This is a genomic window from Leifsonia sp. NPDC056824 (assembly GCF_042789575.1).
GTDB lineage: Bacteria > Actinomycetota > Actinomycetes > Actinomycetales > Microbacteriaceae > Leifsonia.
This window is the reverse complement of record NZ_JBHUAV010000008.1, coordinates 42,794-68,109: the sequence shown is the minus strand read 5'-3', so window position 1 is coordinate 68,109 and position 25,316 is coordinate 42,794. Positions and strand designations below refer to the sequence as shown.

The window sequence follows — 25,316 nt, the reverse complement described above, 5'->3', positions numbered from 1 at the left end:
GGCGGGGGGGGGGGGGGGCGGGGGGGGGTCCCCGCGGCGGCGCGTTGTCGGGGGGGGGGCGGGGCGGCTGTGTGCCCCGGCGCCGCGGGCCCCCCCCCCGAGGGAGGGGAGGCGGAGCCGTGCGCCGCCCCGTCGGAGTCGACGGCGAGCTGCACGGTGGTGGGCTCGGCGGTGTCGGGGAGCAGGTCGTCCAGCCCGGACGGGTCGACGCAGCTCACGACCAGCGCGAACGGCCGGCCGGCGGCCGACGCGTCGGCGAACGCGCGCCCCAGCTCGACCCGCACGCGCCGCCGCTCGACGGGGTCGGTCAGGCTGTCGGCGGCGTCGAGGGCGAGGATGACCGGGGAGCTCGCGAGCGCGCGGCGCACGTCCTCCACCGGCGTCTCGGCGTGGTCGAGCCGGACCACGGAGGTCCGCGAGCGCACGGCAGAGCCGCGGGTCGGGAGGACGAAGCCGGCGACCTTGACCGTCCCGCCGCCGACGCGCGTGCGGCCGGTGATCGCCATCAGCAGCGCGAGGGCGGCCGTGCGGTCCGGTCCGTGCACGACCAGGGCCTCCCCGTCGGCGAGCCGGAAGCTCACGTCACGCAGGATCGGCGTCCGCCGCGCGCTGACCGACAGGCCGTCCGCCGCGGCGATGCTCCGGGAGCCCGGCGCCGGCCAGTCGGCCAGCTCCAGCTCCTTCTGCAGACCGTCGCCCTCCACGTCGAAGGAGGGGAGCACGCGGTCGAGCCAGCGCGGCATCCACCAGGCTTTGTCGCCGAGGAGTTGCAGCACCGCGGGGACGAGCGTCATCCGCACGATGAACGCGTCCACGAAGACGCCGACGGCGAGGCCGAGCGCGATCGGCTTGATCGACGCGTCGCCTTCCGGCACGAACGCCGCGAACACCGAGATCATGATGATGGCCGCGGCAGTGACGACCTTGGCCGAACCGACGAAGCCGCTCTGGATGGCCCGGCGCGCATCGCCGCCGTGCACGTAGTCCTCACGGATGCGGCTGACCAGGAAGACCTCGTAGTCCATCGCCAGCCCGAACAGCACGCCCATCAGGATGATCGGCATGAAGCTGATCACCGGCCCGGTCTTGTCCAGGTGCACCGCATCCCCGAACCAGCCCCACTCGAACACCGCCGTGACCGCGCCGAAGGCGACGCCGACCGACAGCAGGTAGCCGAGCGCGGCCTTGATCGGTACGGCGATCGAGCGGAAGACCATCGTCAGCAGTACGAGGGAGAGCCCGACGACGAGGATGCCGAACGGCAGCAGCGCGCCGGCGAGCCGGCTGGAGACGTCGATCTGGGCCGCGGTCGTCCCGGTCACCTTGAGGTCGACGCCGTACTCGTCGAGGAAGTGCTGATGCTTCGACCGCAGCTCGGAGACGAGCTGCGCGGTGCGCGGATCGTCCGGCCCGGTGGTCGGGACGACCTGCACGATGCCGGTGTCCGCGTTCTGGTTCGGCGTGGACAGCGGGACCGCGGCGACGCCCGGGAGGTCGGCGATCTCCGCGCCGAGCTTCTTCATCAGCCCGAGCGGGTCGTGGCTGGAGATGATCGAGCCGGTCACGATCAGCGGGCCGTTGTAGCCGGGGCCGAAGTGCTCCGACACCAGGTCGTAGGCGATGCGCGCCGGATCGTTCTTGGGATGCGACCCGGCGTCCGGGAGGGCGAGGCGGAGCTGCAGCGCGGGCACGGCAGCGATGCCGAGGACGACCACGACGGCCAGCACGGTCACGATCGGGAATCGCGTGACGGCGCGCACCCAAGTCCGGAAGGGCCCCTTCGGGATGTCGGCCTTCGCGGCGTGCGCGAGCGACGGGTTGGCGCGCGTCACCGGCTCCTGGACTTGCGTTGCGGCCTCCGCGCCCGCGGGCTCCGCCGCCGCCGCACGCTTCGCCGCACGCTCGGCCCGCTTGACCGCGCGGTGACCCGGCGTGATCCGCGCCCCGGCGAAACCGAGGAACGCCGGCGTCAGGCTGAGCGCGACGAGCACCGCGATGCCGACCGCGACCGACGCCGCCAGCCCCATCGTGGTCAGGAACGGGATGCCCGCGACCGCGAGCCCGGCCAGCGCGATGATCACCGTGATCCCCGCGAAGAGCACCGCGGACCCCGCCGTCGCCACCGCGCGGGCGGCGGACTCCTCCGGATCGACGCCCGCCTTCAGTTGGCTCTGATGTCTGGAGATGATGAACAGTGAGTAGTCGATCCCGACCGCCAGCCCGAGCATCAGGGCCAGCAGGGGAGTGGTCGACGAGATCGGCCCGAACAGCGTCGCGAGGAAGATCAGCGCCATCGACAGCCCCACCCCGAGCAGGGCGGTGGCGAGCGGCATCCCGGCCGCGAGGATCGACCCGAACGTGATGATCAGCACCACGATCGCGATCAGCAGCCCGACGCCCTCCGTCGGCGAGATCGTCGGCAGGCTCTGGGAGAACAGCTGGCCGCCGACCGCGGTCTGCGAGCCGGACGGCAGCTCCTTCTGCAGCGCTGCGCCCGCGTCCTTGATCGCGGTCTTGGTCTCCGCTGTGACGGTGGTCTGCTGACCGTGGAGCTGCACGGTGATGATCGCGGCCGTGCGGTCGTCCGAGATCAGGTTCTTGACCGTCGTGCTGTACGGGGAGGTCGTGCCGGCGACGCCGTCGGTCTTCGCGAGGTCGGCGACGGTGCTCTCCACCGGGTCCTGGATCGCGGCCTGGTCGACCGTCTCGCCCTTCGGCGCCACGACGACGATCTGCGCGCTGGTGCCGCTGACCTGCGGGAAGGTCCGACTCAGCGTGTCGAGCGCCTCCTGGGACTCCGTGCCGGGGATGCTGAACGTGTTGTCCGTGCCCTGGTTGAAGGCGACGGCGCCGCCGGCGAGGAGGACGAGCAGCAGCAGCCACATCGCCAGGACCAGCTTGCGGGCGCGGAAGGCCCAGCGGCCGATCGAATACAGGAGCGAGGACACGCGTTCTCCAGCAGTGAAAAGTGAACGACGGCGCGGGGGCGACCGTCGAAAGGGTTTCGATACACCGTCGTATCCGATCCCCGACTGTATCGGATACACTCGTGTATCGGGAACTCGGCACAGGAAGGTTTCAGCTTGAACAGCACGGCTCTCAGAGACGACGCGCCCGTCGAGTCCGCACGCCGGCAGCGCACCCGCACCCGCCTCCTCGACGCCGCCTTCGACGTCTTCGCCGAGCAGGGCGTCAAGGCCGCGAGCGTCGAGACCATCGCCGAGGCCGCGGGCTTCACGCGGGGCGCGTTCTACTCCAACTTCTCCAGCAAGGAGGAGCTCTTCTTCGCCCTGATGGAGCGCGAGAAGACGCTGCGCCTGGAGCAGCTCGACGCCGGCGTGGAGCAGTTCCTGCGGCCGTTGGTCGGCACCGGCGGCGTCGAGCTCGACGACGCCGATGTCCTCCGCACGATCACCCGCATCCTCGAGCTGCAGTCCGACGACCGGCGCTGGTGGCTGGTGCAGTCGGAGTTCCTGCTGCTCGCCCTGCGCGACCCGGCCATCTCCGCGGACTTCCTGCGTTACCAGGACGGCTTCTTCCAGGAGCTCACCGAGACGGTCGTCGCCGCGCTCGCGAGCGCCCGCCGCCGGTTCACCATCGACCCGGAGGAGGCGGTGCGCGTCATCGCCGAGCTGTGCGCCAACGGGGAGGCCAGGGCGCTGCTCTCCGGCGACGAGCGGAAGTTCGCCGAGCGGCTCTCGGAGTCGGTCCCCGCGATCCTGCTTGCCCTCACCGAGCGGGTCTGATCTGCCGGTTTGATCGAACGCCGAGCATCACCCGGTAACGTGTGCTCGATGCGTCCTCGACTGCTCCGTCCGGCCCTCGCGACCGCGCTGTGCGCGGCCGTGCTGCTGGTCGTGGCCGCCTGCGCCGCGCCGGCGAATCCGGAGGCGACGCCCGGTGCGGCCGCGAGCGCCACGCCGTCGCCGAAGTCGACCCACGACCCGTTCCCGAAGCAGGCGCTCACGGCGCAGACCCGGTATGTCGCGCTCGGCGACTCGTTCGCCGCCGGGATGGGCGCGGGAGACGAGACCGGCAAGTGCCGCTCCAGCCCGTTCAGCTACCCGAGCGTGTTCACCCGCGACTCCGGAGTCGACCTGGTCGTCAACGCCTCGTGCGCGGGAGCGACGACCTCCGACCTCCTCAAGCACCAGCTCATCGCCCTGGACGACCGGACGAACCTGGTGACCGTGAGCATCGGCGGCAACGACCTCGGCGTCGCCGCCATCGCGGCGGAGTGCTCGTCGGGGAAGGCGGTCGCCTGCCGCAACGGCGTCTCCTCGGCGCTGTCGCTGCTCAACGTCCTCCCGGAGCGCCTGGCGGCGGTCTACGGCGCCATCCACCTCGCCGCCCCGAACGCCCGGATCGTCGTCACCGGCTACGCGGTGGTGTTCGACAACTACGACCCGAAGTCGCCGAGCTTCGGAACGGACACCGCGATCAACGCGGCCACCCTCGGCCTCAACCAGACCATCTCGGACGTCGTGGACAGCCAGCGGGCGCAGGGGGTGCCGATGACCTACGTCGGCGTCGACTTCGCCGGGCACGGCATCGGCTCGAAGAAGCCGTGGCTGAACCTCAGCGGGATCGACGCCTTCCACCCGACCGCAGCGGGCTACGCGCAGTACGCGAAGGCGCTGGGGCGGCTGCTGGGCCGGGCGAAGTAGCGGGCTCGTCCTCCGCCGCCTCCTCGGCGAGGTGGTCGCCGCCGTCGATGTTGGTGCGCGCGAACTCCAGCGTCTCGCGGAGCATCGCCGCCCGCTCGCCGGCGTCGCGGGCCTTCCGGGTGTTCACCTCCGCGACGATCGAGCCGTCCCAGCCCGCGGCCGCGAGCGAGCGCAGCACCTCGGCGACCGGCTGGCTGCCCCGGCCGGGGATGAGGTGCTCGTCGAAGACGCGCGAGTCGTCCAGCGGACCGGAGCCGTCGCACAGGTGGACGTGCCGCAGCCTCCCGCCGAGCTGGTCCGCGATGTCCAGCCCGTCCACACCGCTCAGTGCGGCGTGCGAGAAGTCGAGGGTGACGGCGTCGCAGTCCATCCCGACCGGGTTCCAGTGCGGGACGTAGCCGGCCATCGACCGGCCGGCGACCTTCCACGGGAACATGTTCTCGACCGCGACGGTCACGCCGGTGCGCGCGGCGGTCGACCGGACGAGGCCGAGGAAGTCCTCCGCGTAGCCGGACTGCCAGCGGAACGGCGGATGCACGACGACCGTGTCGGCGCCCAGCTCCGCGGCGAGCTCGGCCGACCGCTCCAGCTTCACGCCGGGATCGCGCCCCCAGACGAAGTGCGTCAGTAGCAGGACGGGCGCGTGCACGCTCAGGATGCGGGTGCCGTAGCGCTCGGCGAGCCTGCGGAGGGGCTCGGCCGACTGCGTCCGGTCGTCGCGGGTGACCATGACCTCCACGCCGTCGTAGCCCAGCTCGGCGGCCGTGCGGAAGGCCGTCTCGACCCCGAGCGGGTAGACGCAGGTCGTGCCCATGCCGATGCGCATCACGACCGCCACTCTAACCACGGCGCCTGAACGAGCAGTGTCCTGGGAGGGAACGCGAGCCGGAGCCGCCGGCGGCGGGCGCTGGTACTGTGGCAGGCAAGCAATCGCATCAACTGGGGGAGTTGACCCACCATCAGCCAGACGTCCGAAGCTTCAGCAACCGATACGTACGACCTGGTGATCGTGTCCAACCGACTGCCGGTGGACCGCGTGGTCGACGAGGCTGGACAGGCGACCTGGCGGCCCTCGCCGGGCGGTCTGGTCACCGCCCTGCAGCCGGTCATGCGCGCCGAGGACGGCGTCTGGGTCGGCTGGGCCGGCGTCGCGGGCGAGCAGATCGAGCCCTTCGAGGCCGACGGCATCAGCATCCTCCCCGTCGCGCTCAGCGAGCAGGAGCTGCAGGAGTACTACGAAGGCTTCTCCAACGACACCCTCTGGCCGCTGTACCACGACGTCATCGCGCAGCCGAGCTATCACCGCGAGTGGTGGGACAGCTACGTGCGCGTCAACCGGCGGTTCGCCGATGCGGCAGCGGGCGCCGCCGCGCATGGTGCGGTGGTCTGGGTGCACGACTACCAGCTGCAGCTCGTCCCCGCGATGCTGCGGGAGGTGCGGCCGGACCTGGTCATCGGGTTCTTCAACCACATCCCGTTCCCGCCGTACGGCATCTACTCGCAGCTGCCGTGGCGGCGCCAGATCATCGACGGCCTCCTCGGCGCCGACGTCATCGGCTTCCAGCGGGTGGCCGACGCGGGCAACTTCTCGCGTGCGATTCGGCGGCTGAAAGGCTACGAGACCCGCGGCCCCATCATCGAGGTGCCGATCGACAGCGACGACCCGGAGGCGGGCTCGCACCGGCATGTGACGACCAACAAGCACGGCGGCCTCGTCCGCACGGTGCTGGCGCGGGCCTTCCCGATCTCCATCGACGCCGACGCGTACCAGGAGCTCGCCCGCCGCCCCGCCATCCAGGAGCGCGCCAAGGAGATCCGCCAGGAGCTCGGCAACCCCGAGACGATCATGCTCGGCGTCGACCGGCTCGACTACACCAAGGGCATCGGCCACCGGCTGAAGGCCTTCGGCGAGCTGCTGCGCGACGACGGCCTGAGCGTGGAGGACGTCACACTCGTGCAGGTGGCGAGCCCCAGCCGCGAGCGCGTCGAGACGTACCGCCAGCTCCGCGACGAGATCGAGCTCACCGTCGGACGCATCAACGGCGACTACGCCACGCTCGGCCACACGGCCGTCGCCTACCTCCACCACGGCTACCCCAAGGAGGAGATGGTCGCGCTCTACCTCGCGGCCGACGTCATGCTCGTGACCGCCCTGCGCGACGGCATGAACCTGGTGGCCAAGGAGTACGTGGCGACCCGTGTCGACGAGGACGGCGTGCTGGTGCTCAGCGAGTTCGCCGGCGCCTCCGACGAGCTGCGCCAGGCCCTCCTGATCAACCCGCACGACATCGAGGGCCTGAAGGACACCATCCTGCAGGCGGTCGCGATGCCGAAGCGCGACCGCGTGCGCCGCATGCGCGCCCTGCGCAAGAAGGTGCTCACCAACGACGTCGCCCGCTGGTCCGCCAGCTTCCTGGAGGCGCTCACCCGCAGCGCCCACGGCGATCACCCCCTGCAGAACCCGCCGGTCAACCGGCGCTGACCCGAGAGCCCGATGACAGACTCCGCACCCTCCGCCCAGCCCGCCGCCATCGCCCTCGCCACCGCCGTCGCGCGGCTCGCGGGCGCCGAGCGGCTCCTCCTCGCGCTCGACTTCGACGGCACGCTCGCCCCGTTCGTCGACACGCCCAAATCCGCCCGTGCCCTCCCGGAGGCCAAGGCCGCCCTCGACCGCCTCGAGGCCCTGCCGGGCACCTGGGTGGGATTCGTCTCCGGCCGGCCACTGTCCAGCCTGGAGATCGTCACCGAGGCCGACGAGGACGCCCTGCTCATCGGCTCCCACGGCGTGGAGATCCGCTTCGGCCGGGACGGCGTCTCCCTGGACCTGAGCGACGAGGAGCGCGCGACCCTCGAGCAGCTGGGCGAGAAGCTCGGCGCGCTGGTCGACAGCGTCCCCGGAACCCGCCTGGAGGTCAAGCCGGTCGGTTACGGCGTCCACTACCGCCTGCTGGAGGGAGAGGAAGGCGCGGCCGTCGTCGCCCGCGCCTACGAGGCGGCGGCCTCGGTCAGCGATGCGCTGACCATCCGGGACGGCAAAGACATCATCGAGTTCTCGGTCCGCGGCGCGAACAAGGGCGACGGCATCGAGCGGTTGCGCGAGTACACGAAGGCGACCGCGGTGCTCTTCGCGGGCGACGACGTGACGGACGAGGATGGGTTCGCCGTGCTGCGCCCGGAGGACGGTGACCTTGGGATCAAGGTGGGGGACGGTGAGACGGCGGCGCAGTTCCGCGTGGCGGACGAGCGTGCGGTCGCGGTGCTGCTGGGGCTGCTGGCGGATGCGCGCGGAGCGCGGGCGGCGTCGGCGGAAGCATAAACGCGGAGTGACAGGACCACCGTCCGGGCGAGGACGGGTGGTGCCGTCCGGGCGACCCTGATGAGCCGGCTGGGTGTCATTGCTGCGACGAACCAAAGCACTCGCTTTGGACGGAGATGCTCAACAATTCGTTGCTCGCGAAGAATTCGAGACCCGCCTTGTACGCGAAGTCGATACCGATGGAGTGCGCGTGGGTCTGGGAACGCTCGGCTGGGCCGATTTGATGGATTGTATGGCCGAGGTTTTCCCAGCGGGCGCGCACCTTGGCTACCGGTGGGAACGGGTCGATCTCGGTGCCCGCTGGCGCGTCTTGAACGAGGTTGATCGAGTACTGCTCCGCGATACCGTGCATGTCGCAGGGGACGAGGTGTCGCCAGCCGGTTCGGTCGGTGGGGTCGAAGGCTCTCGCTTTCGACCCGAGGTAGGTCCACTCGCCGCCGAGGAATTGGACGAGGTCGTTGGTCTGCGCGATGGTTTCGTCGAGGAGTTCGGCGTGGGTTTTGGTGGAGAGTCCGTCGGGTGGGCGGAGTGCGTCGTGGTTGGGGTCGGTCAGGTGTGCACATCCGGTCAGCAACGCGAGGATGGCGACGGTCGTTGAGGCTGACCTGAGCGCAGAGCGCGCGCTCATCCGTCTATCGCGACGCACTCGCTGCTGATCCAGATGACCATTCCCGTCGTGCTTGCGTTGAACTGAAGGGCCGCTTTGTGCTCCAGCGCCACGTTGAGTTGTGTGTCGTGTCCGTTATCGGCATCGCTCCCGGCCATTTGGCCGACCGCGTAGCCGAGCCCCTTCCAGTACGAGCGCACGCGGTCGATCACCGCTGTCGGGTCCTCGATGGGTCTCACTTGAGAAATGAAGACCGAGTATTGCTCGGCGACACCGTTCATGTCGCAGGGGTCGGGATGCCGCCATGCGGAAGGATCAGTGGAGTCGAATGCGCTGGGCGGTGACCCCGAGTCGAGCCATTCGCCGCCCAGGAGCTGGACGAGGCCGTTGGTCTGTTGGACGGTTTCGTCAAGGAGTTCGGCGCGGGATTTGGCGGAGAGCCCGTTGGGTAGGGCGAGAACGTCATCGTTGGGGTTGCTCATGACTCCTCCTGGTGAGACGCAGCCGGTCAGGCTCGCGACTAATAACAACGAGACGAAGGCGCTCGTGCTGGCGTGGCGTTTCATTTCGGCTTCCTAGTTGCGGAAGTGCTGACGCCGCCGTTGATTTCGGTGTCGAGCCCGAGGCTGGCTGCGGCGGCATTGCGAACAGCTTCGGTGCCTCTGTCGAGGTAGCCGTGTCCCATAGTGGCGTGGGGGCCGAACCGTGGCCCGTACAGTCGTCTCGGGGTCTTTGCGCCCGGAGAGCCCACGACCGGTGTCGGCGACGCTGTCGCGCGACGATTGGCTAGTGTCAGCGACGCTGTCGTGCGACGACTGGCTGGCGTACACGTTTGGCGGATGCGCGCGGGGCTCTGGCGGCGTCGCGCGAGGGCTGAGGGCGTTCAGTTCTCGATCGCGACGCACTCGCTACTGTTCCAGATGGCCATTCCCGTGGTGCTGGCGTTGAATGTCAGCACGCCGTTGTGCTCGAAATCGACGCCGATCTCGACGTAGACCTGGTCGTCCGCCTCGTTCGGGCCCAGTTGATCGACCTTGTAGCCGCGATTCATCCAGTGCGAGCGAACGCGGTCGATCACCGCCAGTGGGTCCTCGATCGGTCTCACCTGAGAAATGTAGATGGAGTACTGCTCGGCGACTGCATTCATGTCGCAGGCGACGAGGTGCCGCCATCCGGTTCGATCGGTGGGGTCGAAGGCTTTCGGTCGCGGTCCTCCGGGGTACAGCCATTCGCCGCCCAGGAGTTGGACGAGGTCGTTGGTCTGCGCGATGGTTTCGTCGAGGAGTTCGGCGTGGGTTTTGGTGGAGAGTCCGTTGGGTGGGCGGAGGGCGTCGTGATTGGAGTCGGTCATGATTCCTCCTGGCGAGTAGCAGCCGGTCAGTGCGAACACGATCAAAATCGCGGTGAATGCGCCTCTCATGTTGCGGCGTGTCATTGCTTCTTGCCGTTTCCGGGGTTGGTGGCGCCGCCGTTGATCCGATTGTCGAGCCCGAGGCTGGCTGCCGCGGTGTTGCGGAGCGCCTCGGTCTTCCGATTCAGGTAGCCGTGACCCTTGGTCGCGTGCGGATCGAACAGGCCACCGTTGTCCGTCCCGTAGCCGCTGGGGTCGTGCCCGTCGGTGGGTTCGAAGCCGTGGACGTGGTCGCCCTCGGAGGAGAACCGACGCGCCCCGAACGAGTCGTCTCTGGGGTCGTTGCGCCCGGACAACCCACGACCCGTATCGGCGACGCTGTCGCGCGACGACTGGCTGGCATAGACGTTCTGTCCGCCGCCGTCGACGTGCAGAGCGCCCACGTTGGGAATGTCCTTTTCGACTCCGGCAGAGGCCAGCAAAACGACGGACTGCACGTTGTGGCTCAGGTCGCTGACCGCGTTGGCCACCACGGTGGTGCCGTAGGAGTGGCCAACGACGGCGGTATGCGGAGCGGGGTTGCCGCTGAGGATGGTGTCGGCCGCCCACTGGCCGTCCAGCTCGTGGGACAAGCGGGTGCCCCCTGCTCGCGCTCGGTCACCTTCGAGGACGGTCAGGTCGGCAGGCGAGTCGTAGCCGATCCAGGCCACCACCAGGTGGTCAACACCGCGCTCCAGTGAATTCTGCTCTTTGTAGACGTTGATGATTGTGTCGGTCCAGCCCGTCAGACGACCGGGTTCTCCGAGCCCGCTGTTCATTCCGGGCACCGTCCAGGTGATCTTCCCCGACCTCTCGGCGCTGGTCTCGCCGATCGCGACTGCTGCCAGTGGTGGACGGTGAAGGAGGTTGTAGGCCAGCAGCCCGCGCGCCGGCCACTGCTCTTTCGTGAGCCTCTCGTAGTCGAGCCACGGGCCCGAGAACTTCTGCACGTCGAGCGCCGTCAGAATGTCCCGCAACACGATCCCTTGCGGCGAGTCCGGCGCAATGCTCGCGTCATAAAGATCCCGCCGGAACTGGATCATGTTCGCGTGGATACGTGTCTCCGCATCCAGACCGGGGAGGTTGCCGATGATCGTCGGCGCGGATTGACACCACGCTTCCCGGAGGTCCGACGACAACCCCTTCCACCAGGACGCCACCCGCTCCGGCGGCGGCGGGTCGTCCCAGAACCGCTGGGCGAGCTTCGGGTCCTCGGCGAGCAGCTTCCCGAGCTGTTCCAGGGTGAGGGAGGTGAGGAGGTCCAGCAGCCGTGGCCGCGCAGTGGTCTCGACTCCGGTCAGCGTCCCGAAGACCCCGACGAAGTCCTCGAGCTCGGGCATGGTCGCGTGGGGGAGTGCGCCGTACAGGGTGGCGTCCAGGCGCCGGACGAACGTTTCTTCGGCGGTCTCGTACTGGTCCCTGGCGGTCCGCGCCCGCGCGCGTGCCTCCTCCAGGCGCAGTTGCGCGTCCGCGCCCGAGGCCTCAGCCAGCGCGAGGGCGGACTGGGCGTCCCCCAGCGCCCGGTCGGCCTCACGCTGCGCCTCCGACATCGCCCCCGACCAGGAGCGCGCGGCGTCCGCGCCTTCGCGGTGGCAGGCGGAGGCGGCCCTGAGGCCCTCGATGACGCGCCTCAGCCTTTCGGCGAACACCTCCGCAGCGACGCCCGACCAGTACGGCGCCGCGATCGTGGCGTGCACGCCGTACAACGCGTTGGACTGACGCCACATCCGCTCGGCCGTCGCCCCGAGTTCCGACGCGAGCGACTCCACCGACTCCACCGACCCCGGCGTCGGGTCCGCGTCGAGCCCGACGGGTGACCAGTCCCACCCACTAGAACGCACGCGCGGCACCCCCGAACGCCTTCGCGTCCTCGGCGTCCCGCCGCTCGAACGCGTTCGCCGCGGTGCGGAGGACGTGCGCGAGGGCGTCGACGCTGTCCATCAGTGCGAGGCGGCCGGGATGCCAGTACCCGTCGAAGCGCTCCAGAGCGCTCGCCGAACGCTGTGAGCCGACGCCGTCCGGGTCGATGAGGGGGCCGCGGCGGTCCTGGTTCGCCTCGGCCAGTGTCTGCGCGCTCGCCCGGAGATGCTCCGTGTCGGCTCCGACCGTCGTTCCCACATCGCCTCCATCCGTGATGAGGAAACGATATCCGTAACTGCAATGGAAGATGTCAATTTCATACGAAACGGTCGATTTCGGGCTTGTCCACCGCTTCCGACTCATGGCCGGACCGGCATCCAAACGGTTCTAGAGTGGTCACATGCCAGAGATCGATTGGAAACCGCGTTCGCGCGTGGTAACGGACGGAATCGAAGCCACGACCAGCCGCGGGATGCTGCGGGCCGTCGGCATGGGCGACGCGGACTGGGAGAAGCCGCAGATCGGCATCGCCAGCTCGTGGAACGAGATCACGCCGTGCAACCTCTCGCTCGACCGGCTCGCGCAGGGCGCCAAGGAGGGCGTGCACTCCGGAGGCGGCTACCCGCTCCAGTTCGGCACCATCTCGGTCTCCGACGGCATCTCGATGGGCCACGAGGGCATGCACTTCTCGCTGGTCTCGCGCGAGGTCATCGCCGACTCCGTCGAGACGGTCATGATGGCCGAGCGGCTCGACGGCACCGTGCTGCTCGCGGGCTGCGACAAGTCGCTGCCCGGCATGCTCATGGCGGCCGCCCGGCTCGACCTCTCCGCCGTCTTCCTCTACGCGGGCTCCATCGCGCCGGGCTGGGTGAAGCTCAGCGACGGCACCGAGAAGGACGTCACGATCATCGACTCGTTCGAGGCGGTCGGCGCGTGCAAGGCCGGCAAGATGAGCGAGGAGGACCTCAAGCGCATCGAGTGCGCCATCGCCCCGGGCGAGGGCGCTTGCGGCGGCATGTACACCGCCAACACGATGGCCTCCGTCGCCGAGGCGCTCGGGATGAGCCTCCCCGGCTCGGCCGCTCCGCCCTCGGCCGACCGGCGCCGCGACTACTTCGCCCACCGCTCGGGCGAGGCCGTGGTCAACCTGCTCAAGCAGGGGATCACCGCGCGCGACATCCTCACCAAGAAGGCGTTCGAGAACGCGATCGCCGTCGCGATGGCGTTCGGCGGCTCGACCAACGTCGTCCTCCACCTGCTGGCGATCGCGAACGAGGCCGAGGTCGAGCTCACCATCGACGACTTCAACCGGATCGGCGACAAGGTGCCGCACATCGGCGACCTCAAGCCGTTCGGCAAGTACGTGATGAACGACGTCGACCGGCACGGCGGCGTCCCCGTCGTCATGAAGGCCCTGCTCGACGCGGGCCTGCTGCACGGCGACTGCCTCACAGTGACGGGCAAGACCGTCGCCGAGAACCTGGCGGAGATCAACCCGCCCGCGCCGGACGGCAACGTCATGCGCTCGCTCGACAACCCGATTCACCCCACCGGCGGCCTCACCATCCTCAAGGGCTCGCTCGCTCCGGAGGGCGCGGTCGTGAAGACGGCCGGCTTCGACGCCGACGTGTTCGAAGGGCCGGCCCGCGTGTTCGAGCGCGAGCGCGGCGCGATGGACGCGCTGACCGAGGGCCGCATCAACGCCGGCGACGTCGTCATCATCCGCTACGAAGGTCCGAAGGGCGGACCGGGGATGCGCGAGATGCTCGCGATCACCGCCGCCATCAAGGGCGCAGGGCTCGGCAAGGATGTACTACTATTGACGGACGGACGATTCTCAGGCGGCACAACCGGCCTGTGCATCGGCCACATAGCACCCGAAGCGGTGGACGCAGGTCCCATCGCCTTCGTGCGCGATGGTGATCTGATACGGGTCGATATCGCGGCTCGCTCCCTCGACCTACTTGTCGACGAGTCAGAGCTGACCGCCCGCCGTGACGGCTGGGCGCCCCTTCCTCCGCGCTATACCCGTGGCGTTCTCGCGAAGTACTCCAAGCTCGTGCACTCCGCTGCGGAGGGCGCGGTCACGGGGTAGCCCTTCGCCTCATTCAGATTCATCAACCGCTTCGCACGTAAGGGATCGATAAGGCATGACGCCGGATGCAACCCCCAGTTCAGTGTTGCCCCCCGCGGCGCCCGGAAAGGCGTCGCCCGAAATCCTGACCGGCTCCCAGTCGGTCGTCCGCACCCTCGAGCTCCTCGGCGTCACCGACGCCTTCGGGCTGCCCGGCGGTGCGATCCTCCCCATCTACGACGCGATCATGGACTCGTCCAAGATCCGTCACATCCTGGTCAGGCACGAGCAGGGCGGCGGCCACGCGGCCGAAGGCTACGCCGTGGCCTCCAACAAGGTCGGCGTCGCCCTGGCGACCTCCGGCCCCGGCGCGACCAACCTCGTCACCGCGATCATGGACGCGCACATGGACTCCGTCCCCGTCGTGTTCATCACCGGCCAGGTGTTCTCCACGCTGATGGGCACGGACGCGTTCCAGGAGGCCGACATCGTCGGCATCACCATGCCGATCACGAAGCACTCCTTCCTGGTCAAGAAGGCCGAGGACATCCCGGCCACGATCGCCGCGGCGTACCACATCGCCGGGACGGGACGACCGGGCCCGGTGCTGGTGGACATCACCAAGGACGCCCAGCAGAACAAGGTGCCGTTCGTCTGGCCGCCCAAGATCGACCTGCCCGGCTACCGGCCGATCACCAAGGCGCACGGCAAGCAGATCCTCGCCGCGGCGCAGCTCATGGTCGAGTCGAAGAAGCCGGTGCTGTACGTCGGCGGCGGTGTCATCCGCTCGCGCGCCTCGCAGGAGCTCCTGGAGCTCGCCGAGGCGACCGGCATCCCCATCGTGACCACGCTGATGGCACGGGGAGCGTTCCCCGACACCCACAAGCAGCACCTCGGGATGCCCGGCATGCACGGGACGGTGCCCGCCGTGCTCGCGCTGCAGGAGTCCGACCTGATCATCTCGCTCGGCGCGCGCTTCGACGACCGGGTCACCGGTAACACCTCCCTCTTCGCGCCCGACGCGAAGATCGTGCACGTCGACGTCGACCCCGCCGAGATCTCCAAGATCCGGGTCGCCGACGTCCCCATCGTCGGCGATGCCAAGGACGTCATCGTCGATCTGACCGCGGCCTACCAGGAGGCCACCCGCACGACCGCGCCCGACCTGGTCGAGTGGTGGACGTACCTCAACGGCCTCCGCGAGGAGTTCCCGCTGGGCTTCACGCCCACCAGTGACGGCCTGCTCGCGCCGCAGCACGTCATCCAGCGGATCGGCGAGCTGACCGGGCCGGAGGGCATCTACACCGCAGGCGTCGGCCAGCACCAGATGTGGGCGGCGCAGTTCATCAAGTACGAGCGCCCCAACTCGTGGCTGAACTCCGGCGGAGCCGGCACGATGGGCTACTCGGTGCCGGCGGCGATGGGCGCGAAGGTCGCCCAGCCCGACCGCGTCGTGTGGGCGATCGACGGCGACGGCTGCTTCCAGATGACCAACCAGGAGCTGGCCACCTGCACGATCAACGACATCCCGATCAAGGTGGCGATCATCAACAACTCGTCGCTCGGGATGGTGCGGCAGTGGCAGACGCTCTTCTACGACGGCCGCTACTCGAACACCGACCTCAACACGGGCCACGACACCGTGCGCGTGCCCGACTTCGTGAAGCTCGCCGAGGCGTACGGCGCCCTCGGCATCCGCGTCACGAAGGAGGAGGAGGTGGACGCCGCAATCAAGCTGGCGCTGGAGACGAACGACCGCCCGGTCGTCATCGACTTCGTCGTCAGCGCCGACGCCATGGTGTGGCCGATGGTCCCGCAGGGCGTCAGCAACAGCTACGTGCAGTACGCACGCGACCACAGCCCGTCCTTCGGAGAGGAGTGACCCCCATGAGCACCCACGTTCTGAGCCTCCTCGTCGAGGACAAGCCCGGTCTGCTGACCCGGGTCGCCGGCCTGTTCGCGCGGCGCGGCTTCAACATCCACTCGCTCGCGGTGGGCACGAGCGAGGTCGACGGCCTCTCGCGTATCACCGTCGTGGTGGACGTGGAGGAGCTGCCGCTGGAGCAGGTCACCAAGCAGCTCAACAAGCTGATCAACGTCATCAAGATCGTCGAGCTGGACCCGGCGCAGTCGGTTCAGCGCGAGCACCTGCTGATCAAGGTGCGGGTCGACAACTCGACCCGCTCCCAGGTGCTGGAGGCGGTCAACCTCTTCCGCGCCCGCGTCGTCGACGTGGCCACCGATGCTCTCGTGATCGAGGTCACCGGCGACAGCGGCAAGACCCAGGCGCTGCTCAAGGTGCTGGAGCCGTACGGGATCAAGGAGATGGCGCAGTCCGGCCTCCTCGCGATCGGCCGCGGCGGCAAGTCCATCACCGAGCGCGTCTTCAAAAACTAGAGCCCGACCCCGGGCGTCAGAACCACATCAAGAAGGAGAACCCACACAGTGGCTGAGATCTACTACGACAACGACGCGGACCTCTCGATCATCCAGGGCAAGAAGGTCGCGGTCATCGGCTACGGCTCGCAGGGCCACGCGCACGCGCAGAACCTCCGCGACTCGGGCGTCGAGGTCGTCATCGGCCTCAAGGCAGGCTCGAAGTCCACCCCGAAGGCCGAGGAGGCGGGCTTCCGCGTCCTCTCCGCCGCAGACGCCGCCAAGTGGGCCGACGTCGTCGTCATCCTCGCGCCCGACCAGGTGCAGCGGAACCTCTACAAGGACGACATCCAGGCCAACCTGGAGGAGGGCAACGCCCTCGTCTTCGGCCACGGCTTCAACATCCGCTTCGGCTACATCGAGGCCCCCGAGGGCGTCGACGTGATCATGGTCGCGCCGAAGGGCCCCGGCCACACCGTGCGCCGCGAGTACGAGGCCGGCCGCGGCGTCCCCGTCATCGTGGCCGTCGAGAAGGACGCGACCGGCAACGCCTGGCCGCTCGTCCTCTCCTACGCGAAGGGAATCGGCGGTCTCCGCGCCGGCGGCATCAAGACCACCTTCACCGAGGAGACCGAGACCGACCTGTTCGGCGAGCAGGCCGTCCTGTGCGGCGGCGTCTCGCAGCTCGTCCAGTACGGTTTCGAGACCCTGACCGAGGCCGGCTACCAGCCGCAGGTCGCCTACTTCGAGGTGCTGCACGAGCTCAAGCTCATCGTGGACCTGATGTGGGAGGGCGGCATCGCCAAGCAGCGCTGGAGCGTCTCCGACACGGCCGAGTACGGCGACTACGTCTCGGGCCCGCGCGTCATCGACCCGCACGTCAAGGAGAACATGAAGGCGGTGCTCTCCGACATCCAGGACGGCACCTTCGCCAAGCGCTTCATCGCCGACCAGGACGCGGGCGCGCCCGAGTTCCTCGAGCTCCGCACGAAGGGCGAGCAGCACCCCATCGAGGCCACCGGCCGCGAGCTGCGCAAGCTCTTCGCGTGGAACGCGTCGAACGACGACGACTACGTGGATGGCGAGGTCGCGCGCTGATCGCGACGCGCTGAGTCACGGCATCCCGGACGGGGCCGCACCGGAGGATCGGTGCGGCCCCGTCCGCCGTTTCGCCCGCGCCGTCTACGCCGCGCTGTGCTCGATGACCGCGTCGGTGCCCGGGTAGACGAGCGTCTCGTGCCCGTCGTCGAACCGGACCAGGAACGGCGGGCCGCCGTCCGGGCCGCGCACCTCGACCACCGCGCCCCAGCGGTCGGCGGACTCCACATGGGTGCCCCGGATGCAGATCCGGTCTCCGATCGTCGCCTGCATGACGGCCTCCTCCCTGAACCCTCGCTTCCGACGTTACGCCCGGGCCGCGGCGGCGGGAATGCCGCTATCGTGGCCGCATGCCCGAACCCCGTCGCACCGCTGTCGAGATCGCCGTCCAGGATGTCGCGGGGGTGCGCGTCGCGCTCGCGGAGGGCGCCGACCGGATCGAGCTGTGCGTCGCGCTGGGGCTCGGCGGGCTGACCCCGTCCGCCGGTCTCGTGCGGGCCGCGGTCGCGGAGGCGCGAGAGGACGGCCGCGCCGGGTTCGTCCATGTCCTGGTGCGACCGCGCGGGGGCGGGTTCGTCTACGACTCCGACGAGCTCGACACGATCGTCGCGGACATCCGCTTCGCCCGCGAGGCCGGGGCGGACGGCGTGGTCATCGGCGCCCTGGACGAGGTGGGCCGCGTCGACCGGGAGGCTGTGGGCCGGTTCGTCGCGGAGGCCGGCGGGCTCGACGTGACGTTCCACCGCGCCTTCGACACGCTCCCCGACCCGCTCGGCGCGGCCGACGCGCTCGCGGAGCTCGGCGTCGCGCGCGTCCTCACCTCCGGCGGGGCGGCGCGCAGCATCGACGGCGCCGACGGGCTGCGGGCGCTGGCCCAGCGGGCCGTCGGCCGGCTGCAGGTGATGGCGGGCGGGGGAGTGCGCGTGCAGGACATCCACGCGCTCATCGCCGCGGGCGTCGACGCGGTGCACCTGTCGGCGCGTGAGACGGTGTCGGGCGCGACGAGCGGGCCCGGAGGCGGGGACGCGGCCTACGACATCACCGACCCGATCACGGTCAGGGAGGCGGTCGCCGCCGTCCGTGACGCCCGGTCGTAACGCGGCGAAAGGCGGCATTGCGCTCCCGCTAGAGTTAAGCAACCCGCGCACCGACGACTGCTGCGCGTCTTCTCCCAAGCCAGCCTCCCTGTAAGGAACTGCCACCGTGACAAAGCCGGTCGTGCTGATCGCCGAAGAACTTTCGCCCGCCACTGTCGACGCCCTCGGGCCGGACTTCGAGATCCGCAACGTCGACGGAACCGACCGGCCGGCCCTGCTCTCCGCCGTCTCCGACGCGGACGCCATCCTGGTGCGCTCCGCCACCAAGGTCGACGCCGAGGTGATCGCCGCCGCAAACAAGCTGCGCGTCATCGCCCGCGCCGGCGTGGGCCTCGACAACGTGGACATCAAGACCGCCACCAGCGCCGGCGTCATGGTCGTCAACGCGCCGACCTCCAACATCATCTCGGCCGCCGAGCTCACCGTGGGTCACATCCTGAGCCTCGCCCGGCACATCCCGGCCGCGCACAGCGCACTGGCGCAGGGGCAGTGGAAGCGGTCCAAGTACACCGGCGTCGAGCTCTACGAGAAGACGGTCGGCATCATCGGCCTCGGCCGCATCGGCGCGCTCATCACGGCCCGCCTGCAGGCGTTCGGCACCAAGGTTATCGCGTACGACCCCTACGTGACGAGCGCACGGGCGCAGCAGCTCGGCGTCCAGCTCGTCAGCCTCGACGAGCTGCTGACCGAGGCCGACTTCGTCACCATCCACATGCCGAAGACCCCGGAGACCACCGGGATGATCTCCGACGACCAGCTCGCCCAGATGAAGCCGACGGCGTTCGTCGTCAACGTCGCGCGCGGCGGCCTGATCGACGAGGACGCCCTGTACCGCGCGCTCAGCACCAAGAGCATCGCCGGCGCCGGCCTCGACGTGTTCGTGACCGAGCCGCCGACCGAGTCGCCGCTGCTGGAGCTCGAGAACGTCATCGTCACGCCGCACCTCGGCGCCTCCACCGACGAGGCGCAGGAGAAGGCCGGCGTGTCCGTGGCCAAGTCGGTGCGCCTCGCGCTCTCCGGCGAACTGGTGCCCGACGCGGTCAACGTCGCCGGCGGCGTCATCGACCCGTACGTGCGTCCGGGCATCCCGCTGGTGGAGAAGCTCGGCCAGGTGTTCTCCGGCCTCGCCCACAGCCCGCTGACCAGCGTCGACGTGGAGGTGCGCGGCGAGCTGGTCGACTACGACGTCAGCGTGCTGAAGCTGGCGGCGCTGAAGGGCATCTTCACGAACATCGTCTCCGAGACGGTCTCGTACGTGAACGCGCCGCTGCTCGCCGACCAGCGCGGCATCGAGGTGCGGCTCATCACGGACTCGGTGAGCGAGGAGTACCGCAACCTGATCACCCTGCGCGGCGCGCTCAGCGACGGCTCGCAGGTGTCGGTCTCCGGCACGCTCACCGGCACCAAGCAGATCGAGAAGGTCGTGGAGATCAACGGCTACGACGTGGAGGTGCCGATCGCCGAGCACCTGATCGTCATGGTCTACGACGACCGCCCCGGCATCGTCGCCGTCTACGGCCACGAGTTCGGCGAGGCGCGGATCAACATCGCCGGGATGCAGATCGCCCGGACCGCCGCCGGCGGCAAGGCGCTCAGCGTCCTCACCGTCGACTCGCGCGTCCCGGACGGCCTCCTGGAGAAGGTCCGCGTCGCGATCGACGCCGACCTCCTCCAAGAGATCGACATCACCGAGCAGTAACTCCGCCGAGGGGCACGTAAACGCCCCTAAAACGCGGTTTTAGGGGCGTTTACGTGCCCCTCGAAAAGTTCTTGTCGCGCGCTGTCGATTTCGACGGTTGACTTGCGTCGTAGGGATGTCGCCTCGAACGGGGCGTTCCGACGAAGTGAGGAGACCACGATGTCCGACGAGTACGTTCTGCTCATCCGCGAGCCGAACTGGGACCCCGAGGCGATGACGGCGGAGGAGTGGCAGGCGGGCATGGCCGGCCACAAGGCGTTCCAGGACGCCGTGGTCGCGGCCGGTGAGAGGATCGTCGCCACCGGCGCCCTGCAGCCGGCCAACAAGGCGACGAAGATCACGCCGCGGGAGGGCGGTGCCCCGCTCATCACCGACGGGCCGTTCAGCGAGACCCGGGAGGTCGTCACCGGCTTCTACAGCTACACCGCGTCGACGCCGGAGCAGGCCAGGGAGCTGGCCGCGATGGTGCCGACCGGCGGCTGGGTCGAGCTGTACCCGGTGCTGGTGCTCGACACGGTGCGCTGAGCCGCGCCGTGACCGCTGCCTCCCGGATCGAGCGCGCCTACCGCGAGGACGCCGCCCGCATCCTCGGCGCGGTGGCGCGCACGACGGGCGACCTCCTGCTCGCCGAGGACGCGGTGCAGGAGGCGTTCGCGCGCGCCGTCGCCGAGGCGGCGCGCGGCCGCGAGCCGCGGAACCCCGCGGCCTGGATCACGACGGTCGCGCGCCGGGTCGCGCTCGACGCCCTGCGGCGCGAGCGGTCCGCCCGGCGCGTCGCGCCGATGCTGGCCGCGGAGGCCGAACGTGCCGAAAGCGCCGCCGCCGCCGACGCCGAGGAGAGGGGGGATGAGGGCGTGTTCATCGGCGATGAGCGGCTGGACCTCATCCTGCTCGTCGCGCATCCCGACCTCGCGCCGGAGACGCGCGTCGCGCTGGCGCTGCGCCACGTCTGCGGCGTGCCGACCGCTCGGATCGCGGAGGCCTTCCTGGTCTCCGAGCCGACGATGGCCGCCCGGCTCACCCGCGCCAAGAAGCGCGTCCACGACTCCGGCCTCCGGTTCGCCCTCGACGACGCGGCGGCGGTCGCGAAGCGGATGCCGGACGCGCTGACCACGATCTACCTGCTCTACACGGTGGGGCACGCGACCGCGGACGACCGCCTGCGTGCCGACGCGATCGCGCTCGCCCGCGACGCGCACCGGGTGGCGGGTGACGCCGAGAGCGCCGGGCTGCTCGGCCTGCTGCTGCTCACCGAGGCGCGCCAGGCCACCCGGCTGACCCCGGACGACGAGTTCGCGACGCTGCGGGAGGCCGACCGGATGCGCTGGGACGTGCCGATGATGGTGGAGGGGGAGCGGCTGGCCACCGTCGCACTCGAGGGCATGGCCGACGGCGACGGCCGTTACGCCCTCCAGGCGGGCATCGCCGGGCTGCACGCCATCGCGCCGACCTGGGAGGCCACCGACTGGCCCGCGATCGTCCGGCTCTACGACGGGCTGGTGCGGGTCTGGCCGAGCACGTCGGCGCGGCTCGGCCGGCTGGTGGCGCTCGGGCACAGCCCGGACGCCGGGCCGGAGGTCGCGCTCGCCGCCCTCGCCGCCGAGCCCGACCTGTTCGTCGGGCCGCTGGCCTCCCGGGCGCACGCGGCGCGCGCCGAGCTGCTGCGGCTCGCGGGCGATCGTGCCGGGTCCGAGGTCGAGCTGCGGCGGGCGATCGGGACGACGGACGACGACCGGACGCGACGGTCGCTGTTGCGGCTGCTCGCCGCGGGCGGCGCGTGAGCCGGGCTCAGTCCCGTGCGCTCAGCCGCTCGACCAGCCCGATCAGCTCCTGGACGTCGGTCTCGTCGCGAAGCACGGTGTTCGCCGCCGGCAGCAGCGCGGTGTTGTAGTACATCCCGTCGCCGATCAGCATGATGGTCCGCGCCACCATCCGGTCGCCGACGACGGCCTCCAGCTCGCTGAGCCACTGCCGCTGCGCGTCGGCGAGGGCGTCGCTGGCGCGGGCGTCGGAGGCCTGGGCCAGCCGGGCGATGGCGACGATGACCCGCTCCAGGCGGTTGTCGGAGGGGATGGACGTCCGCAGGAAGTAGGCGACCGGCCCGTCCGGTGCGGCGCGCATGTGCTCGATGTCCTCGGCGAGGTCGGCCGCGAAGCGCTCCAGGACGCCGTCGACCAGGGCGTCCTTCGACGCGAAGTGGTAGGGCAGGCCGCCCTTGGAGACGCCGGCCCGCGCGGCCACGGCCTCCAGCGTCGCCGCGCGCTCGCTCTGCTCGGCGAGCAGGTCCTCGAAGGCGTCGAGGATGCGGTCGCGAGCGGACCGTGAAGGCGGAGCGGGTGAGGTGGACGCCGGTGAGGCGGGGGAGGACATGGGGCCATGCTAGCCGCGCAGCCCCGCGCTCCCGCGTCATTGACTACTGTACCGTCCGGACGGTACAGTAAGGCATGACCTCGACAACCCGCTCCGACCGCACCCCGGCCGCCGCCGAGCCGACGGCGCAGCTTCCCGCGCCCACGCCCGGCCGTGCCGGTGCGCGCGCCTGGGTGGCCCTGGTCGTCCTCATGCTCCCCGTCCTCCTCGTGTCGGTCGACAACACCGTGCTCGGCTTCGCCCTCCCGGCCATCACCGAGGCGCTGCGGCCGTCCTCGACGCAGCTGCTCTGGATCGTTGACGTCTACCCGCTCGTGCTCGCCGGCCTGCTCGTCGCGATGGGCAGCCTCGGCGACCGGATCGGCCGCCGCACGGTGCTGCTGATCGGCGCGACAGGCTTCGCCGCCGTGTCGGCAGCGGCGGCGTTCGCCCCGACCGCCGAACTGCTGATCGGCGCGCGGGCCCTGCTCGGCGTGTTCGGCGCGATGCTCATGCCCTCCACGCTCTCCCTGCTGCGCAGCGTCTTCCAGGACCGCGAGCAGCGCCGCGTCGCCATCGCGATCTGGGCGGCGGGATTCGCGGCAGGCTCCGCGCTCGGCCCGATCGTCGGCGGCCTGCTGATCGAGAACTTCTGGTGGGGATCGGTGTTCCTGCTCGCGGTGCCCGTGCTGATCCCGCTGCTGGTGCTCACGTCGCTGCTCGTGCGCGAGTCGCGCGACCCCGCGCCCGGGCCGGTGGATGTCGTGTCCATCCTGCTGTCGCTCGTCACGATGGCGCCCATCGTGTACGGGATCAAGGAGTTCGCGGTGCACGGGCTCGCGCTCGTCCCGGTGCTGGCGGTGCTCGTCGGGGTGAGCGCCGGGGTGCTGTTCGTCCGGCGTCAGCTCCGGAGGCCGGTGCCGATGCTCGACATGCGCCTGTTCCGGCGGGCGGCGTTCAGCGGCGCCGTGCTGATCAATTTGCTCAGCGTGATCGCGCTGGTCGGCTTCCTGTTCTTCGTGTCGCAGCACCTCCAGCTCGTGCTCGGGATGCCGCCGATGCGCGCGGGGATGGTGCTGCTGCCGGGGCTCGCGACCATGATCGTGTCTGGCCTCCTCGTGGTGCCCGTCGCGCGGCGGCAGCGGCCCGGGCTCGTGATCGCGGGCGGGCTGTGCGTGTCGGCGGCCGGGTACATCGTGGTCGCCGTGAGCGGGGGAGACGCGTCGTGGGGCGTCTTGCTCGCCGCGTTCGTGCTGCTGGGGCTGGGGATCGGCGCGGCGGAGACCGTGTCCAACGAGCTCATCGTGTCGACAGCGCCCGCGGATAAGGCGGGCGCGGCGTCCGCGGTGTCCGAGACCGCCTATGAGCTGGGCGCGGTGCTCGGCACGGCGGTGCTCGGGAGCATCATCGTCTCGTCGTACCGCGCCGCGATCGTGCTGCCCGCTGGACTGAGCCCGGCCGACGCGGCCGCCGCCGCCGACACGCTGGGCGGCGCGGTGACGGTCGCCGGCGGCCTCCCTGGCGGGGCTGCGGCCGAGCTGCTGGAGTCCGCGCGGCACGCGTTCGACAGCGGGATCGCGCTCACGGCCTCCATCGGCGCGGGTCTGATGCTCACCGCAGCCGTGCTCGCGCTGCTCACCCTGCGCCGCGTCCGCTCCTGAGCCGGGCGGCGATAGTGTAGGGGGAACCGTCCGCCCACCGATCAGTGCAGGAGCGTCATGAGCACAACCGTCCAACTCGCCGTCATCCCCGGGGACGGAATCGGTCCGGAGGTGATCGCGGAGGCGGTCAAAGTACTCGACGCGGTGACGGCGGGCAGCGACCTCGCGTTCGAGAAGACGCACTTCTCGCTGGGGGCGGACCGCTACCTGGCGACCGGCGACGTGCTCACCGACGACGACCTGGCCGCGATCGCCGGCCACGACGCCATCCTGCTCGGCGCGGTCGGCGGCAAGCCGGGCGACCCGCGGCTGGCGGGCGCGAACATCGAGCGCGGGCTGCTGCTGAAGCTGCGCTTCTCGCTCGACCACTACGTCAACCTGCGGCCGACCACCCTGTTCCCCGGCATCGCGAGCCCGCTGGCGGACCCGGGGGAGGTCGACTTCGTCGTCGTCCGCGAGGGCACGGAGGGCCCGTACGTCGGCAACGGCGGCGCCATCCGCCAAGGCACGGCTCACGAGATCGCCAACGAGGTCTCGGTCAACACCGCCTACGGCGTGGAGCGCGTCGTGCGCTACGCGTTCGAGCAGGCCGAGGCCCGCCGCAAGAAGCTCACCCTCGTGCACAAGACCAACGTGCTCACGTTCGCGGGCGGGCTGTGGAAGCGGATCGTGGACGCCGTGGCGGCCGAGCACCCGGAGGTCGCGGTCGACTACCTCCACGTCGACGCGGCGACCATCTTCCTGGTCACGGATCCTGCTAGATTCGATGTGATCGTCACGGACAACCTCTTCGGCGACATCCTCACCGACCTCGCGGCCGCGATCAGCGGCGGCATCGGACTGGCCGCCTCGGGCAACATCAACCCCGCGGGCGAATTCCCGAGCATGTTCGAACCGGTTCACGGATCGGCCCCCGACATCGCCGGCCAGCAGAAGGCCGACCCCACCGCCGCGATCCTCTCCGTCGCGCTCCTCCTCCGCCACCTCGGCGCCGGGGAGCTCGCCGAGCGGGTCGAGCAGGCGGTGACGTCCGACCTCGCCGCCCGCAGCGGCGCCGCGCGCACGACCTCCGAAGTGGGCGACGCGATCGCGGCCCGCGTGGCGCAGAATTGACGCATCGCA

Annotated in this window: 23 protein-coding genes; 14 read left to right on the top strand and 9 right to left on the bottom strand. The window is 70.2% G+C overall.

Annotation, left to right across the window (positions count from 1 at the left end; genetic code table 11):
* Positions 1 to 2,948, bottom strand: a 2,948-nt coding sequence (locus tag ACFRFH_RS19720; RefSeq protein ID WP_382464685.1) for an MMPL family transporter, incomplete at its 3' end; no start/stop codon positions are given.
* 135 nt (positions 2,949 to 3,083) lie between these two features.
* Between ACFRFH_RS19720 and ACFRFH_RS19715 the strand changes: the two genes are divergently transcribed.
* Positions 3,084 to 3,746, top strand: coding sequence for a TetR/AcrR family transcriptional regulator (locus ACFRFH_RS19715; protein WP_382464684.1), 663 nt, complete (start codon positions 3,084 to 3,086; stop codon positions 3,744 to 3,746).
* A 48-nt stretch (positions 3,747 to 3,794) separates the two neighbouring features.
* The gene (locus ACFRFH_RS19710) at positions 3,795 to 4,667 is read left to right on the top strand and encodes an SGNH/GDSL hydrolase family protein (RefSeq protein WP_382464683.1); all 873 of its coding nucleotides are present in this window, start codon (positions 3,795 to 3,797) and stop codon (positions 4,665 to 4,667) included.
* On the opposite strand, the gene ACFRFH_RS19705 is transcribed toward ACFRFH_RS19710, so the two are convergent.
* The gene (locus ACFRFH_RS19705; protein WP_382464695.1) at positions 4,579 to 5,493 is read right to left on the bottom strand and encodes a sugar phosphate isomerase/epimerase family protein; all 915 of its coding nucleotides are present in this window, start codon (positions 5,491 to 5,493) and stop codon (positions 4,579 to 4,581) included. The genes ACFRFH_RS19710 and ACFRFH_RS19705 overlap by 89 nt on opposite strands.
* Positions 5,494 to 5,676: 183 nt before the next feature.
* On the opposite strand from ACFRFH_RS19705, the gene otsA reads away from it, so the two are divergent.
* A complete protein-coding gene (otsA, locus tag ACFRFH_RS19700) occupies positions 5,677 to 7,149 on the top strand; it encodes an alpha,alpha-trehalose-phosphate synthase (UDP-forming) (protein WP_382464682.1) in 1,473 nt (490 codons plus the stop codon).
* 12 nt (positions 7,150 to 7,161) lie between these two features.
* Positions 7,162 to 7,983 carry a trehalose-phosphatase gene (gene otsB, locus ACFRFH_RS19695; protein WP_382464681.1) on the top strand — a complete coding sequence of 274 codons (822 nt, stop codon included), beginning with the start codon at positions 7,162 to 7,164 and terminating at the stop codon, positions 7,981 to 7,983.
* A 76-nt stretch (positions 7,984 to 8,059) separates the two neighbouring features.
* On the opposite strand, the gene ACFRFH_RS19690 is transcribed toward otsB, so the two are convergent.
* The 5 genes from ACFRFH_RS19690 to ACFRFH_RS19670 form a co-directional block, all read right to left on the bottom strand.
* Positions 8,060 to 8,611, bottom strand: a complete 552-nt coding sequence (locus ACFRFH_RS19690; protein WP_382464680.1) for a hypothetical protein — start codon at positions 8,609 to 8,611, stop codon at positions 8,060 to 8,062.
* On the bottom strand, positions 8,608 to 9,072 hold the full coding sequence (locus ACFRFH_RS19685; RefSeq protein WP_382464679.1) for a hypothetical protein: 465 nt from the start codon (positions 9,070 to 9,072) through the stop codon (positions 8,608 to 8,610). The genes ACFRFH_RS19690 and ACFRFH_RS19685 overlap by 4 nt, the downstream gene beginning before the upstream one ends.
* 401 nt (positions 9,073 to 9,473) lie before the next feature.
* Complete coding sequence (locus ACFRFH_RS19680; protein WP_382464678.1) at positions 9,474 to 9,941, bottom strand: hypothetical protein; 468 nt, start codon at positions 9,939 to 9,941, stop codon at positions 9,474 to 9,476.
* Between the two features lie 80 nt (positions 9,942 to 10,021).
* Positions 10,022 to 11,749 (bottom strand): alpha/beta hydrolase, encoded by a 1,728-nt coding sequence (locus ACFRFH_RS19675; protein ID WP_382464677.1) that lies wholly within the window; start codon positions 11,747 to 11,749, stop codon positions 10,022 to 10,024.
* Positions 11,750 to 11,810: 61 nt separating this feature from the next.
* Positions 11,811 to 12,098, bottom strand: coding sequence for a hypothetical protein (locus ACFRFH_RS19670; protein ID WP_382464676.1), 288 nt, complete (start codon positions 12,096 to 12,098; stop codon positions 11,811 to 11,813).
* Positions 12,099 to 12,240: 142 nt separating this feature from the next.
* On the opposite strand from ACFRFH_RS19670, the gene ilvD reads away from it, so the two are divergent.
* Genes ilvD through ilvC form a run of 4 tightly spaced genes read left to right on the top strand, consistent with a single transcriptional unit; the run spans position 12,241 to position 17,388 of the window.
* Positions 12,241 to 13,935 carry a dihydroxy-acid dehydratase gene (gene ilvD, locus ACFRFH_RS19665; RefSeq protein ID WP_345839408.1) on the top strand — a complete coding sequence of 565 codons (1,695 nt, stop codon included), beginning with the start codon at positions 12,241 to 12,243 and terminating at the stop codon, positions 13,933 to 13,935.
* Between the two features lie 55 nt (positions 13,936 to 13,990).
* Positions 13,991 to 15,796, top strand: coding sequence for an acetolactate synthase large subunit (locus ACFRFH_RS19660; protein WP_382464675.1), 1,806 nt, complete (start codon positions 13,991 to 13,993; stop codon positions 15,794 to 15,796).
* Positions 15,797 to 15,801: 5 nt separating this feature from the next.
* Positions 15,802 to 16,311: an acetolactate synthase small subunit gene (gene ilvN, locus ACFRFH_RS19655; RefSeq protein WP_185277752.1), complete on the top strand. Its 510-nt coding sequence runs from the start codon at positions 15,802 to 15,804 to the stop codon at positions 16,309 to 16,311.
* Positions 16,312 to 16,359: 48 nt separating this feature from the next.
* On the top strand, positions 16,360 to 17,388 hold the full coding sequence (gene ilvC / locus ACFRFH_RS19650) for a ketol-acid reductoisomerase (RefSeq protein ID WP_382464674.1): 1,029 nt from the start codon (positions 16,360 to 16,362) through the stop codon (positions 17,386 to 17,388).
* Between the two features lie 84 nt (positions 17,389 to 17,472).
* Here the strand turns inward: ilvC and ACFRFH_RS19645 are convergent, their stop codons facing one another.
* A complete protein-coding gene (locus ACFRFH_RS19645; protein WP_382460816.1) occupies positions 17,473 to 17,661 on the bottom strand; it encodes a DUF1918 domain-containing protein in 189 nt (62 codons plus the stop codon).
* A 77-nt stretch (positions 17,662 to 17,738) separates the two neighbouring features.
* Here ACFRFH_RS19645 and ACFRFH_RS19640 point away from each other — a divergent pair, with 77 nt between their 5' ends.
* The 4 genes from ACFRFH_RS19640 to ACFRFH_RS19625 all read left to right on the top strand — a co-directional run bounded on the left by ACFRFH_RS19640 (position 17,739) and on the right by ACFRFH_RS19625 (position 21,965).
* Positions 17,739 to 18,485, top strand: coding sequence for a copper homeostasis protein CutC (locus tag ACFRFH_RS19640; protein ID WP_382464673.1), 747 nt, complete (start codon positions 17,739 to 17,741; stop codon positions 18,483 to 18,485).
* 106 nt (positions 18,486 to 18,591) lie between these two features.
* Entirely contained in the window at positions 18,592 to 20,184 is a 1,593-nt protein-coding gene (serA, locus tag ACFRFH_RS19635; RefSeq protein WP_382464672.1) for a phosphoglycerate dehydrogenase, read from the top strand.
* 159 nt (positions 20,185 to 20,343) lie between these two features.
* The gene (locus ACFRFH_RS19630; protein WP_382464671.1) at positions 20,344 to 20,709 is read left to right on the top strand and encodes a YciI family protein; all 366 of its coding nucleotides are present in this window, start codon (positions 20,344 to 20,346) and stop codon (positions 20,707 to 20,709) included.
* Between the two features lie 8 nt (positions 20,710 to 20,717).
* A complete protein-coding gene (locus ACFRFH_RS19625) occupies positions 20,718 to 21,965 on the top strand; it encodes an RNA polymerase sigma factor (protein WP_382464670.1) in 1,248 nt (415 codons plus the stop codon).
* Between the two features lie 7 nt (positions 21,966 to 21,972).
* Here the strand turns inward: ACFRFH_RS19625 and ACFRFH_RS19620 are convergent, their stop codons facing one another.
* A complete protein-coding gene (locus ACFRFH_RS19620) occupies positions 21,973 to 22,554 on the bottom strand; it encodes a TetR family transcriptional regulator (protein WP_382464669.1) in 582 nt (193 codons plus the stop codon).
* Positions 22,555 to 22,628: 74 nt separating this feature from the next.
* Between ACFRFH_RS19620 and ACFRFH_RS19615 the strand changes: the two genes are divergently transcribed.
* Complete coding sequence (locus ACFRFH_RS19615) at positions 22,629 to 24,194, top strand: MFS transporter (RefSeq protein WP_382464668.1); 1,566 nt, start codon at positions 22,629 to 22,631, stop codon at positions 24,192 to 24,194.
* A gap of 57 nt (positions 24,195 to 24,251) precedes the next feature.
* Positions 24,252 to 25,307, top strand: a complete 1,056-nt coding sequence (locus tag ACFRFH_RS19610; RefSeq protein ID WP_382464667.1) for a 3-isopropylmalate dehydrogenase — start codon at positions 24,252 to 24,254, stop codon at positions 25,305 to 25,307.
* The last annotated feature ends 9 nt before the right edge of the window (positions 25,308 to 25,316 follow it).

Bases quoted from the DNA above. Each gene is read 5' to 3' on its own strand.
- ACFRFH_RS19710 (WP_382464683.1), top strand. From the start codon at position 3,795: ATGCGTCCTCGACTGCTCCGTCCGGCCCTCGCGACCGCGCTGTGCGCG.
- ACFRFH_RS19630 (WP_382464671.1), top strand. From the start codon at position 20,344: ATGTCCGACGAGTACGTTCTGCTCATCCGCGAGCCGAACTGGGACCCC.
- ACFRFH_RS19645 (WP_382460816.1), bottom strand. From the start codon at position 17,661: ATGCAGGCGACGATCGGAGACCGGATCTGCATCCGGGGCACCCATGTG.
- ACFRFH_RS19610 (WP_382464667.1), top strand. From the start codon at position 24,252: ATGAGCACAACCGTCCAACTCGCCGTCATCCCCGGGGACGGAATCGGT.
- ACFRFH_RS19685 (WP_382464679.1), bottom strand. From the start codon at position 9,072: ATGAGCAACCCCAACGATGACGTTCTCGCCCTACCCAACGGGCTCTCC.
- ACFRFH_RS19705 (WP_382464695.1), bottom strand. From the start codon at position 5,493: ATGCGCATCGGCATGGGCACGACCTGCGTCTACCCGCTCGGGGTCGAG.
- ACFRFH_RS19640 (WP_382464673.1), top strand. From the start codon at position 17,739: ATGCCCGAACCCCGTCGCACCGCTGTCGAGATCGCCGTCCAGGATGTC.
- ilvN (WP_185277752.1), top strand. From the start codon at position 15,802: ATGAGCACCCACGTTCTGAGCCTCCTCGTCGAGGACAAGCCCGGTCTG.
- ilvD (WP_345839408.1), top strand. From the start codon at position 12,241: ATGCCAGAGATCGATTGGAAACCGCGTTCGCGCGTGGTAACGGACGGA.
- ACFRFH_RS19660 (WP_382464675.1), top strand. From the start codon at position 13,991: ATGACGCCGGATGCAACCCCCAGTTCAGTGTTGCCCCCCGCGGCGCCC.
- ACFRFH_RS19680 (WP_382464678.1), bottom strand. From the start codon at position 9,941: ATGACCGACTCCAATCACGACGCCCTCCGCCCACCCAACGGACTCTCC.
- ACFRFH_RS19690 (WP_382464680.1), bottom strand. From the start codon at position 8,611: ATGAGCGCGCGCTCTGCGCTCAGGTCAGCCTCAACGACCGTCGCCATC.
- ACFRFH_RS19620 (WP_382464669.1), bottom strand. From the start codon at position 22,554: ATGTCCTCCCCCGCCTCACCGGCGTCCACCTCACCCGCTCCGCCTTCA.
- ACFRFH_RS19615 (WP_382464668.1), top strand. From the start codon at position 22,629: ATGACCTCGACAACCCGCTCCGACCGCACCCCGGCCGCCGCCGAGCCG.
- otsB (WP_382464681.1), top strand. From the start codon at position 7,162: ATGACAGACTCCGCACCCTCCGCCCAGCCCGCCGCCATCGCCCTCGCC.